At 71.4% G+C, this 11936-nt stretch carries 14 protein-coding genes; 3 read left to right on the top strand and 11 right to left on the bottom strand.

Features of this window, described 5'->3' with window-relative positions; genetic code table 11:
* Positions 1-3 precede the first annotated feature (3 nt).
* Positions 4-1935, bottom strand: coding sequence for a 4-alpha-glucanotransferase (gene malQ, locus GEV27_RS06220; RefSeq protein ID WP_309222072.1), 1932 nt, complete (start codon positions 1933-1935; stop codon positions 4-6).
* 120 nt (positions 1936-2055) lie between these two features.
* A complete protein-coding gene (locus GEV27_RS06215; protein ID WP_153653446.1) occupies positions 2056-2223 on the bottom strand; it encodes a hypothetical protein in 168 nt (55 codons plus the stop codon).
* Positions 2224-2323: 100 nt separating this feature from the next.
* On the opposite strand from GEV27_RS06215, the gene GEV27_RS06210 reads away from it, so the two are divergent.
* On the top strand, positions 2324-2902 hold the full coding sequence (locus GEV27_RS06210; protein ID WP_153910336.1) for a hypothetical protein: 579 nt from the start codon (positions 2324-2326) through the stop codon (positions 2900-2902).
* An 85-nt stretch (positions 2903-2987) separates the two neighbouring features.
* Here GEV27_RS06210 and GEV27_RS06205 read toward each other — a convergent pair whose 3' ends face one another.
* From GEV27_RS06205 to GEV27_RS06195, 3 genes are all read right to left on the bottom strand, one after another.
* On the bottom strand, positions 2988-3767 hold the full coding sequence (locus tag GEV27_RS06205) for an enoyl-CoA hydratase-related protein (RefSeq protein WP_309222071.1): 780 nt from the start codon (positions 3765-3767) through the stop codon (positions 2988-2990).
* Positions 3768-3902: 135 nt separating this feature from the next.
* On the bottom strand, positions 3903-4313 hold the full coding sequence (locus GEV27_RS06200) for a hypothetical protein (protein WP_153653451.1): 411 nt from the start codon (positions 4311-4313) through the stop codon (positions 3903-3905).
* 63 nt (positions 4314-4376) lie between these two features.
* Positions 4377-4838, bottom strand: coding sequence for an aminoacyl-tRNA deacylase (locus GEV27_RS06195; protein ID WP_243838736.1), 462 nt, complete (start codon positions 4836-4838; stop codon positions 4377-4379).
* A 49-nt stretch (positions 4839-4887) separates the two neighbouring features.
* On the opposite strand from GEV27_RS06195, the gene GEV27_RS17705 reads away from it, so the two are divergent.
* The gene (locus GEV27_RS17705) at positions 4888-5748 is read left to right on the top strand and encodes an NUDIX hydrolase (RefSeq protein ID WP_208430756.1); all 861 of its coding nucleotides are present in this window, start codon (positions 4888-4890) and stop codon (positions 5746-5748) included.
* Positions 5749-5751: 3 nt separating this feature from the next.
* Here GEV27_RS17705 and GEV27_RS06185 read toward each other — a convergent pair whose 3' ends face one another.
* From GEV27_RS06185 to GEV27_RS06160, 6 genes are all read right to left on the bottom strand, one after another.
* Positions 5752-6723 (bottom strand): hypothetical protein, encoded by a 972-nt coding sequence (locus tag GEV27_RS06185; protein WP_153933705.1) that lies wholly within the window; start codon positions 6721-6723, stop codon positions 5752-5754.
* Positions 6720-7589 carry a hypothetical protein gene (locus GEV27_RS06180; protein WP_153933704.1) on the bottom strand — a complete coding sequence of 290 codons (870 nt, stop codon included), beginning with the start codon at positions 7587-7589 and terminating at the stop codon, positions 6720-6722. Before GEV27_RS06180 ends, GEV27_RS06185 begins: the two co-directional genes overlap by 4 nt.
* 144 nt (positions 7590-7733) lie before the next feature.
* Positions 7734-8657: a tetratricopeptide repeat protein gene (locus GEV27_RS06175; protein WP_153933703.1), complete on the bottom strand. Its 924-nt coding sequence runs from the start codon at positions 8655-8657 to the stop codon at positions 7734-7736.
* Positions 8658-8732: 75 nt separating this feature from the next.
* Complete coding sequence (locus GEV27_RS06170; protein ID WP_194839844.1) at positions 8733-8891, bottom strand: hypothetical protein; 159 nt, start codon at positions 8889-8891, stop codon at positions 8733-8735.
* Positions 8892-8939: 48 nt separating this feature from the next.
* Positions 8940-9899, bottom strand: coding sequence for a methylmalonyl Co-A mutase-associated GTPase MeaB (gene meaB / locus GEV27_RS06165; RefSeq protein ID WP_309222070.1), 960 nt, complete (start codon positions 9897-9899; stop codon positions 8940-8942).
* A 10-nt stretch (positions 9900-9909) separates the two neighbouring features.
* Entirely contained in the window at positions 9910-11100 is a 1191-nt protein-coding gene (locus GEV27_RS06160; RefSeq protein ID WP_153933702.1) for an acetyl-CoA C-acetyltransferase, read from the bottom strand.
* A gap of 130 nt (positions 11101-11230) precedes the next feature.
* On the opposite strand from GEV27_RS06160, the gene mce reads away from it, so the two are divergent.
* The gene (gene mce, locus GEV27_RS06155) at positions 11231-11680 is read left to right on the top strand and encodes a methylmalonyl-CoA epimerase (protein WP_153933701.1); all 450 of its coding nucleotides are present in this window, start codon (positions 11231-11233) and stop codon (positions 11678-11680) included.
* Positions 11681-11936: the final 256 nt, after the last annotated feature.

Raw genomic sequence — 11936 nt, 5'->3', positions numbered from 1 at the left:
CCTTCAAACAGGTTTCGACAGGGGAACGGCCGCTCGCGCGGTGCGGAGCGGCTCGATGGCTCTTTGTACCCCGTCGTCGTCAAAGAACGCATCGAGATCGACCGGCAGCGGGATCCGCCAGTTCGGGTACTCGTCGACCGTGCCCGGGAGGTTCGGCTGTCGCAGCTCCCCCACCACGTCGCTCGGCGAGCTGAGCACCAGGCTCGAGGCCGCGCGGGCGATCACGGCGTGCAGGCCGACGACGATGCTGGCCGTGTCGTCCTCGTCGAACGGCACCTGCTCGGCACGCAGCAGGTCCAGCAGCGCGGCCTTGTCGTCGGCGGCCTTCGCGTAGGCCTCGTCCTCGGGGCCGTCGAGCAGGTCGAGCGACGCCCGCAGTCGTACGTGCTCGGCGTTCAGCCAGCCGCTGGCGGTCGGCAGGTCGTGTGTCGTGATGCTGGCCATCGCCTCGACCGGCCAGTCCGCAGGACGGTCGTGCGGCTGCCCGGGGGCGTCCCAGTCGCGCTCGAACCACAGCACGGCCGAGCTGAGGATGCCCCGGCGGTGCATGGTCTCGGTGACCACGTCCTCGACCGTCCCGAGATCCTCGCCGACCACGATCGCGCCGGCACGCTGCGCCTCGAGCATCAGGACGCCCACCATCGCGTCGGGGTCGTAGTGCACGTACGCGCCGCGGTGCGCGGGCTCTCCCGGCGGGATCCACCACAGCCGCCACAGTCCCGCTATGTGATCCACGCGGATCCCGTCGGCGTGCCGCAGCACGCTGCGGACCACGTCACGGAAGGGGGCGTAGCGGGACTCCGCGAGCGCCTGCGGCTTCCACGGCGGCAGGCCCCAGTCCTGGCCGAGCTCGTTGAACGCGTCCGCGGGGCATCCCACCCGGACGACCGGCGCGAAGTCGTCGCGGTGCGACCAGGTGTCGGGGCCGCCCGCGCTGACCCCGACGGGGAGGTCGTGGACGATGCCGACCGGCATGCCGGCCGCACGGGCCTCGTCGCGTGCCGCGTCGAGCTGCTCGCGGCACAGCAGCTGGAGCCAGGCGTGGAACGCGATGCGGTCGGCCAGGTCGACCTGCACCTGACGGACGGCCTCGCTGGTCGGGTCCTGGAGCGAGGCGGGCCAGTCCCGCCAGTCGCCGCCGTGCCGCTCGGCGATCGCCGAGAACGTCGCGAAGGCCTCGAGCTCGGCATCGTGCGTGCTGCGGCGATCCTCCTCGGGGCGGTGCGGCCACAGGATGTCGAGGGCGGCGAGCTTGGCGTCCCAGACGGCGTCGTGGTCGATCAGCTCGCCCAGCTCGGGGGCGAGCGCGTCGACCTGTGCGCGCACGTCGTCGCCGGCCGCCGCGTACGCCGCGGTGTCGGCGAGGCGCAGGTAGAGCGGGTTGGCGAACCGCCGGCTCGACGGCGAGTAGGGCGATCTCTGGATCGGGTGCGTCGGGCTCACGGCCTGCACCGGGTTGACCAGCAGCACGCCGGCGCCCTGCTCACGGCCTGCACGCCGGGCCATCTCGGCGAGGTCGCCGAAGTCACCCATGCCCCAGGAGTGCGTCGAGTGCAGGGCGTACAGCTGCAGCATCCAGCCCCACGTGCGCGGCACGTCGGGCATGCGCTCGGGCACGACCAGCAGCGTCACGTCCTGGGTGTCCGTGACGATGCGGTGATAGCCCAGCGGCAGGTCGTCCGGGACCGATCCCACCTCGCGCGTCGTCCCGTCCTCCAGCACGAGGCGTGCCGGACCGGGGAGCTCGCGCCCGCTGCCCTCGACCACCACGACCGTCGGCGGCAGGTCGGTCGTGTCGGCGGCGCGCCGGGCCTCGGCCAGGGCACTCGTGACGGCCTCGGGGGTCGACGCGTCGACGCCGAGCATCTTCAGGACGGCCACGACGACGGGCGCGTCGACGTGCACCTGGGAGCGGTCGGAGCCTTCGTAGGACACGCCCACACCGTGGAACGTGGCGAGCTCGGAAAGGTCAGGGGAAGGGAGCTGTGGTGACACGCCACCAGCATTGCGGACCGGTCCTGACGACGCCATCTCAGCGGTCGTCACGCCGGCCCGTCAGGAGTCGCACGCGCGATATCCCAGGGCGCCTGCGGCGATGCCGAGCGCTGCGAGCGTCAGGCCCACCTGCCACTCGGCCAGGATCAGGAAGACCAGGCCGATGAGGGCCACCGCGACGCCGAGGAGGGTGATCAGGACAGCAGTTTGCACATCGAGCTTCGGCACTCCCCCAATCTAGGCAACGGCCACAAGGTCCCCAGATGCGGAGGTCCTTGTTTGCCGGCTCGCCGTACGGGTACGCCCGGCCAGACAGGGAGGAAACACCATGGACACTTTGAAGGACTTCGATTGGTGGGTCTGGGCCCTCATTGCGCTCGCGATCATCGCGATCATCGCAGTGGGCGTCATGATGGCCAAGCGAGCCGAGGTGAAGCGCAAGGCGGCTCGCCGCGAGCAGGCCTCGAGCATCCGTCACGAGGCGCGCGATGTCGAGATCGAGGCCCGGCGCAAGGAGGCCGACGCCGCGGCGATCCGCGCGGAGGCCGAGCAGGCCCGCGTCGAGGCCGAGGCCAAGGAGCGCGCCGCCCAGGAGCGTGAGCACGAGGCTTCCAAGGTCCGCAGCCACGTCGACGAGCGCCTCGCCGAGGCCGATCGCCTCGATCCCGACGGCACGGCCAAGGCCGACGACGGGCACAGCCGCACCGCCGGACGCAGTGACGAGCGGACGACGGGCAGCACCGACGCCAGGAGCGCGTACGTCGCAGGTCGTGAGGACGAGCGCGCCGCGAGCACCGACACCGGGCACGGCTCGCACGTCGACCGCGCGGCGGCCGAGGGTCCGGTCGAGGGCGGGACCTCCGACCGTCCCACCCACGTCGCCCCCACGGACGACGACCGCCGCTGATCCCCACTCCCGCTGGGCCTGACGTCTCTGCAGACACGCCGACCGCGTGTCGGCAGAGACGTCAGGCCCAGCGTCGGTCGGGGGGTCAGCTGCCGGTGAAGGTGGCCTTGCCGGGGCCGTTCTGGACGAAGGAGTCCATGCCGGCCTGGCGGTCGTCCGTCGCGAACAGGCCGGCGAACTCGACCCGCTCGATCTCGAGCCCGGTCTGCAGGTCCACCTCGAGGCCCCGGTCGACGGCGCTCTTGGCCGCACGCAGCGCGAGTGCCGGTCCGCCGACGAACTGAGCGGCCCACTCGACTGCCTTCGCGTAGACCTCGTCGGCAGGGTGCACCTGGTCGACCAGGCCGATCGCGAGCGCCTCCTGCGCGTCCACGAACCGTCCGCTGAAGATGAGCTCCTTGGCCTTGGCCGGGCCGATCAGGCGGGACAACCGCTGGGTGCCGCCCGCGCCGGGGATGATGCCCAGCAGGATCTCGGGCTGGCCGAGCTTGGCGTTGTCGGCCGCGAAACGCACGTCCGTGGACAGCGCGACCTCACAGCCGCCGCCCAGCGCGAAGCCGGTGATGGCCGAGACCGTGGGCTTGCCGATCGCCGCGATGTCGCGGGTGAACGCCTGCAGCAGGTGGGACCGACGGACCATCTCCGCGTACGTCAGGGTGGCCATCTCCTTGACGTCGGCGCCGGCGGCGAAGACCCGCTCCCCGCCGTGGACGACGACCGCGGCGACGTCGTCGCGGGAGTCGGCCTCCTTCGCCGCCACCGAGAGCTCGTCCTGCACCTGGGCGCTGATCGCGTTCATCTTGGGCCGGTCGAGCCGGATCGTCCCCACCCCGTCGCTGACCTCGAGTCGCACGAACTCTCCCACGATGTCCTCCTGACACTCATCGACGCCCGCGGCGGACGCCTTCGCCGTCGAGCATAGGGGCGCGCCCGGGCGGTGCGCCCGCGTCCACCTCGGCGGTCGACGTGGACGCCCGCGCACCGCCCCCGGGGCCGGGGTTCAGGCGACCTGGCCGGCGAACACGCAGTACGAGAAGAAGGCCACGCCCAGCACCATGCCGACGTGGCCGAGCAGCGAGAGGAACGGGCCCCGTGCCCAGCTGTCGTCGGTCGCCGCGGCGGCGTGCCGCCCACTCGCGGGGAGCCAGCGGGCGAGGATCAACAGTCCGATGAGCGCCTCGAGCGACCAGACGGCGACGGCCAGCACGCCGAAGGTCTCCGCGGGCGAGGACAGGTAGTAGGCACCGACCGCGAGCATCGCCACGCCGACGACCGTGTGCGCGTTGACCAGCCCGTCGGAGACCTGCGCGTGACCGGCCTGCGCCTCGTTGGCATGCAGGCGCAGCCTGGTCAGCAGCACCACGACGGCCGCCAGCGCGAGCAGCATCCACAGGACATTCTCGATCTCCACGGGGGCATAGTGGCACAGGTCACACCCGCTGACCATCCCTTCGCCCGGCGGACGCCCCGGGCGCTACGCGTCGTCGGAGATGTCGGCGACCTGCGCATCGAGCACCCGGACGACGTCCGCGGCATCCACCGTCATCGCGACGCCGTGGGCACCGGCCCCCAGCGAGATCCGACCGGTCACCGACGCGTCGACGACGACCGGCCACGGGGTCGTCGAGCCGAACGGGGTGATCGTGCCCCGCTCGTAGCCCGTGGCCGCGAGCGCACCGGCGGCGTCCGGCATCGAGAGCCGGGACGTGCCGAGGACGGCTCGCAGCTTGGGCCACGAGAACGTCCGGTCGCCCGGCACCAGCACCAGCACGACGTCGTCGTCGGCCCGGCGCACGACCAGCGTCTTGACGATCTCGCGCGGCTCGACCCCGCGCGATGCTGCCGCCTCGGCGAGGGACGCCACCGGTCCGTGGCGGGTGATCTCGTAGTCGATCCCGGACGCCTCGACGGCCGCCACGGCACGTTGCTCGCTCACCCGTCGAGCGTACGCGCCACGGCCGGGCGCGGCCGGATAACCTGAAGGCATGACCGTCACCCTGCGCGACGACGACCTCTCCCTCGTGCCCACCACAGGCTCCGACGAGTTCACCGGCTTCGCGATCGTCCTGGCCGACGAGCGCGTCGGCACGGTCGCCCTCCGCTCCGAGGGCCGGGGCATCGCCTCGATCCGGTGGAACTCGAGCATCCAGCAGCCGTTCGTGGTGGGCCGCGCGCTGCGGCTCGCGGCCGAGCACGCGTTCACGACGCTCGGTGTCGGCCGGATCGAGGTCCGCCTGCCGCTCGACGACGCGCCGCAGATCCGGGCGGCGTCCCTCAGCGGGATGCGACGCGAGGGGGTCATCCGCCTGCCCGGGGACCGCGCGGACGAGGTCCTCATGGCGCGGCTGGCCGACGACCCGCCAGCCTCCAGCAAGGAAGGCTTCACCGCGATCCTCAACGCAGGACTGCCGACCAAGCGCGTGATCAGCCAAGGCCTGCTGCGTGACGAGCAGGGCCGGGTCCTGCTGTGCGAGCTGACCTACAAGCGCGAGTGGGACCTGCCCGGCGGGGTCGTCGAGGTGGGCGAGCCGCCTGCGCTCGGCCTCGTGCGCGAGCTGGAGGAGGAGCTGGGCATCACGGCCGAGGTCCGCGGCCTCCTCACCGTCAACTGGCTGCCGGCGTGGCGGGGTTGGGACGACGCCTGCATCTTCTTGTTCGACCTCGGCGTGGTCGACGGCTCGATCACCGAGGGGATGACGCTGCAGGCCTCGGAGATCAAGTCGGTCACCTGGTGCGAACCGGCGACCGTCCGCGAGCGAGCGACCGCCGCCGCGATCGAGCTGCTCGAGGCCGTCGAGTCCGGCAGCCTGCCCACCTACCGCGAGGCGCCCAAGGCCGCGGAGTAGCGGTCAGGGGCTCGCGGTGCCGGCGGCGTCCGCGCTGACCACCCCGCCGTACTGTCCCAGCGCGCGCGGCTTGCCCGTTCCGCCGGGGATGTAGAGCAGCACCTGGTGGTAGTAGTTGAGCTTGCCCGATCCGGCGATGCCCGAGGCGAGGAACGCCTGCTGCGGGGTCCCCTCGGGCCACGTGATGGTCAGGCCCTCCTTCACGTCGTACGTGTCGGAGCGCAGCAGCGTCACGAACGCCAACGCTCCCCCGTCCGCGGTCCGCAGCGCGTATCGCACGTCGTCCGCGCCCCACGTCTGGGAGAACGTGACGCCCTTGAGGGAGCCGTTGGTCTGTGCTGCCGAGCGCATCTGCTCGATGAACGAGTCGCTGACGATGCTGCTCGCCTCGGGCGCCTTCGGATCGGACAGCACCTTCACGTAGGCGGCCGCCGCGTCCTGCACGGACATCGACATGCCGACGCCGTCCTTCGGCTTGACCGTGACGGGGGCGCCGGACTCCCGCCGGATCTGCGGCAACGTGGTGCCGTCGAGGATCTCGGGGGACGCGCTCAGGAGCCACGGGTCGACCGAGGACTCACGCTCGAAGATCTGGACCCGGCTGACGCCCGCGTCGGGGTCGCGCACCACCGCGAAGAACCAGAGCGGGTACGCGCCGAAGCGCGGGGCCAGCACCTGCGTGACCTCGACTGCGGACGTGTCGGTCTTCTGCGTCCTGGCCAGCCGCTGGGAGACCTCGAACGAGCCCGAGTCGATGGCGAGCACCGGACCAGTCTCGACGGTCGACAGCGGCTTGGCGTCCAGCAGCTCGATCGCGGTGTTGCGCACCTCGCGGTAGCGGTCGAAGATCCGGGCGACCTCGGTCTCGCGGGCCGCGGTCTTCTCGATCCTGGCCTCGCTGCGCTGGTGCGGCACCGCACATGCTGCCAGGGACAGGACGCAGACCAGGGCCGACACCCCGCGCAGCTGCCTCATCTGCTCTCCCCCTCGTCCACGACCTCGAACTCGTCCAGCTGGTCCTCGCCGACCTCGTGCTCGACGCCGTCCTCGTCCACGTAGACGTACATGACCTGCGGCTCCGGCTGCGGGTCCGGCTTCGACTCGGGCGCGGGCTCCTCGACCTCCGCCACGACCTCGAGGGCCCTCGCCTCGTCCGCAGAGATCTCGTGCTCGACGCCGTCCTCGTCGACGTACACGTAGACGATCTCCTCGACGACGTCCTCCTCCGGGTCGTCCTCGTCATCCACACCGTCGCCGCGGCGCACGAGGACGCCGATCCACGCGACACCGAGGCCCAGCAGGAGCAGGGCCAGGCCCTTGGCGAACCCACCCTTCACGCCGTACGCCACCGTGACCTCGAGCCCGGACAGATTGGACGAACCGACCGACAAGATCGCGAGCGAGACGGTCTGGTCCGGCAGCTGCGTGCTGATGCTGGCACCACCGAGGCCGGCCGAGCTGTCGATCCACCAGTCGAGGGCCGTCGGCGCGCCGGGCAGGTTGGGCCTGCCGTCCACCGACCGCGTCGTGATGTCCCAGGGGCGCTTGAAGTCGGTGACCTCGAGCCGCTTGGTGCGGCGTACGTAGTCACGGACGTCGACCGAGTTGGCCAGGCCCACGAAGACCGGCTTGCGGACCGGGACCTCGGCGAGCACGTCGAGCTGCACGTCGGCCCAGCTGATCACGCGGGGCGTCGTGACGACCGCCGCGTCATCGGTCTCGATGAGGTGCGGCCCGGTGGAGAACCGGCTGTCGGGTCCCAGCACGACCATGACGGCCGCGCCGAGGAGGGCCAGGAGCACACCGAGGACGGACAGGGCCCAGCCGCACCTCGTCCGCATCGCCACTCCCCCTCGCGCCCCCAGGCGGGTACGCCGCCCCGACCCTACCTCTCGGGATCGCCGAAACAGGTCAGGTTGCAGCGATGTCCGGCGGGTCGTGGTCGACCGGCCGGATCCGCCTGGCGAATGCGCCGGGGCGCCGACTCAGAAGAGGGCGGTGGCCAGCGCGCGGCGGGCCGTCATGACGACCGGATCGGCGATGCCGACCACCGTGAACAGCTCGAGCAGCCGCTCGCGGACGGTCTCGCGGTCGTCGCCGGACGTGCGCTTGACCAGGTCGATCAGGCGCAGGAACGCGTCCTCCACGTTGCCGCCGCTGACGTCCAGGTCGGCCACGAGCATCTGTGCCTCGATGTCGTCCGGATCGTCCGCGGCAGCCTTGCGGGCCGACTGCAGATCGGCGTTCTTGGTGCGCGAGAGCCACTTGACCCGGGCCAGACGCTCGGCGACCTCGACGTCGGCCGGATACTGCACGCGCAGCTTCTCGTACTCCGCCACCGCGGTGTCGAAGTCGCTCGCCATGAACGCCTCCTCGGCGGCGGCGAACCGCGGGTCCTCGGGCTCCTGCTCGGCCTCACCCTCGGCCGGGGCACCACCCACCGGCTGCGCACGCCCGGTCAGGCCGTTCTCCGCGGCGAGGCGGACGAGCTCGTCGAAGTAGCGACGCATCTCGGTCTCGTCGACCGCGCCCTGGAACAGCGGCACCGGCTGCCCCTTGACCAGGCCTGCGACGAAGGGCACGCCCTGCACGTTGAGCGCCTGCGCGATCTGCGGGCTCGCGTCGACATCGACGCGAGCGAGCAGGATCTGGCCGGCGTACGAGTCCACGACCCGGCCGAGCAGGTCGTTGAACGCCGCCCCCTGCGGGGCGCGCGAGGACCAGAGCCCGAGCACGACGACGTACGACATCGATCCCTCGAGGGCGACGGTCTGGAAGGTCCGCTCGTCGATGTCGACGACGTACGAGCCGCCGCCCGCGCCCGCTGCGCCGCCCGCGGCGGGCGAGGGACGGTTGGCAGGCTGCTTCAGCGCAGAGAGATCGATGGCACCGGGACGCGAGAAGGTCATGGCTCCATCATAGGAAGGTGATCGACAGACGGTCAGGTGCCGTCCATCGGGCGCCCCGCATCGCCGACCGGCTGCCTACGCGCTGAGCTCGCGGACGAAGGTGTCGAGCCGGTCCAGGGCGTCACGGATCCAGTCGTAGGCGTCGTTCACGGTGTCGGCGGCGCTCGCCGGCGAGTTCACCAGCTGATAGACGACGAACCCGACCACGAGCAGCAACAAGACCTTCTTCAGCACGGGTCCATGGTGCCAAGGCCGTCCCAGCGATCCCGACAGGCGCGCCGCTCAGAGACTCTCGACGAGGGTGTCCGCGGCAGCGAACGGGTCGGAGTCGCCCGCCAGCACCTGCTCGGCGAGGGTGTCGAGACGCGCATCACCGGACAGGGAGAAGCGCGAGCGCACCTCGGTCAGCGCGAGCGCCTCGATCTCGCGGCGCGTGCGCGCGAGGCGCCTGCGGCGCAGCTCACCGGACTCCTCGAGGTGCGCCCGGTGCGCGAGGATCTCGTCGACGACCTCGGCGACCCCCTCACCCGTCGTCGCGGTGGTCAGCAGGATCGGCGGCTTCCAGGCACCGTCGACCCGGTCCGTCATGGAGATGACCGATCGCAGCTCACGACGGGTCGCGGCTGCGCCGTCGCGGTCGGCCTTGTTGACCACGAAGACGTCGCCGATCTCGAGGATCCCGGCCTTCGCAGCCTGGATGCCGTCTCCCATGCCGGGCGCCAGCAGCACGAGCGTGGTGTCGGCGAGGCCGGCGACCTCCACCTCCGACTGGCCCACGCCCACGGTCTCCACCAGCACGACGTCGCACCCCGCGGCGTCCAGCACCCGCAGCGCTTGCGGTGCCGTCGCGGAGAGCCCGCCGAGGTGACCGCGGCTGGCCATCGACCGGATGTAGACGCCCTCGTCGAGCGCATGGTCCTGCATGCGGACCCGGTCGCCCAGGAGCGCGCCGCCGGAGAACGGGGACGTGGGATCGACCGCGAGCACGCCCACCCGCTTGCCCTGGGCCCGCAGCGCGGCGACGAGGGCAGAGGTCGAGGTGGACTTGCCGACGCCCGGCGAGCCCGTGACGCCCACGATGTGCGCGCTGCCGACCCACGGCGACAGCGCAGCGCTGACCTCGCGCAGCGCCGGCGAGCGATCCTCCACCAACGAGATCAGCCGCGCCACGGCCCGGGGCTGGCCGTCGCGTGCCTGCTGCACGAGATCGGCCACGGGCGTGGCACGGCTGCTCCCGGTCACTGCGGAAGGACTACTTCTTCGGGACGCGGATGATCAGCGCGTCACCCTGACCGCCTCCGCCGCACAGACCGGCGGCGCCGATGCCTCCGCCGCGACGACCCAGCTCGAGGGCAAGGTGCAGGACGAGCCGCGCGCCGCTGGCGCCGATCGGGTGGCCCAGCGCGATCGCGCCGCCGTTGACGTTGACGATGCTGTCGTCGACGCCCAGCTCGGAGGTCGAGGCGATGCCGACGGCGGCGAAGGCCTCGTTGATCTCGACCAGGTCCAGATCGGTGGGCGCGATGCCCTCCTTCTCGCACGCCTGGGCGATCGCCCGGGACGGCTGGCTCTGCAGGCTCGAGTCCGGACCGGCGACGACGCCGGCGGCGCCGATCTCGGCGATCCACGACAGACCGAGCTCCTCGGCCTTGGCCTTGCTCATGACGACGACGGCCGCGGCACCGTCCGAGATCTGGCTGGCCGAGCCCGCGGTGATCGTGCCGTTCTTGTCGAATGCCGGACGCAGCTTGCCGAGCGACTCGGTCGTCGTGTCGCCACGGACGCCCTCGTCGGCCGAGATCACGATCGGGTCGCCCTTGCGGGTCGGGATCTCGACCGGGACGATCTCGTCGTCGAAGACGCCGTTCTTCTGCGCGAGGGCCGCCTTCTGGTGCGAGGCGGCGCTGAACGCGTCCTGCTCCTCGCGGGAGAACTTCTGCTTCTCGACGTTGATCTGCTCGGTCAGGCCGCCCATCGCCTGATCGGTCATCGCGTCCCACAGACCGTCGGCCGCCATGTGGTCGACGAGCTTGGTGTCTCCGTACTTGGTGCCCTCACGCGAGCCCAGCAGCATGTGCGGCGCCTGGGTCATCGACTCCTGGCCACCCGCGACGATGATCTCGTGCTCGCCCGCGCGGATGAGCTGATCGGCCATCGCGATCGCGTTGATGCCCGAGAGGCACACCTTGTTGATCGTGATCGCCGGGACGGTGAGCGGGATGCCGCCCTTGTGGGCCGCCTGCCGCGCCGGGACCTGGCCCGCGCCGGCCTGGAGCACCTGGCCCATGATCACGTAGTCGACCTGGTCGCCGCTCACGCCTGCCCGCTCGAGGGCGCCCTTGATCGCCAGTCCTCCGAGATCCGAGCCGGAGAGGGTCTTGAGACCGCCGAGGAGGCGGCCGATCGGGGTGCGGGCACCGGCGACGATGACGGACTGGGTCATGGGAAGAGCTCCTTCGAAGGCAGTCTCTGAATAGACGGTGATCACACTTTACGCACTGGTAACCTGCCGCGACCGGGATGTGCCATGGATCACCCCGCCCCGCCCCGGGGGTGTGCCCTACCCTCGTGGCATGACGACCCCGTTGGTTCCCGACCACCTGCTCCTGACCATCGACCACGTCGGCATCGCCGTGCCCGACCTCGATGACGCACTCGAGTTCTACGCCACGACGTTCGGCCTGTACTCGGTCCACGAGGAGATCAACGAGGAACAGGGCGTCCGCGAGGCGATGCTCGCGGTCGGTGACTCCGACACCCGCATCCAGCTGCTCGCGCCGCTGAGCGAGGAGTCCACGATCGCCAAGTTCATCGCCCGCAACGGCCAGGGCATCCAGCAGCTGGCCTATCGCGTGGCCGACATCGAGGCCGTGTCGGCGATCCTGCGCGAGCGCGGCGTCCGCCTGCTCTACGACGCGCCCAAGCGCGGCACCTCGGACAGCCGGGTCAACTTCGTCCACCCGAAGGACGCCGGCGGCGTCCTGGTCGAGCTGGTGCAGCCGGCCCCGAGCGCGTCCCACTGATCCCCTCCCCCGTCCGCCGACGCGCGGGTTGCGTCCGCCGAGGGGAGAGTCCCGGCACGGAACGTCCGCCGTCCTCCGCGTCAGGTCGCTTTCCCGCCCGTTCTCAACCCGCGCGTCACCGGACCGGAGCCTCCCCTCAGCGGACGGAGGCCGCGGCCTGCGTCGCTGGGATGCCGGTCGTGTCAACTCCTCGACGAGTCGGGTACTGAGTCTTGGATCACAGGCTCGAACGGGTGACGCCTCAGGTTACGGCTCG

Origin of the sequence: Aeromicrobium sp. S22 (assembly GCF_009661045.1) — a bacterium.
Taxonomy (GTDB): domain Bacteria; phylum Actinomycetota; class Actinomycetes; order Propionibacteriales; family Nocardioidaceae; genus Aeromicrobium; species Aeromicrobium yanjiei.
This window is presented reverse-complemented; position numbering and strand designations above follow the sequence as displayed.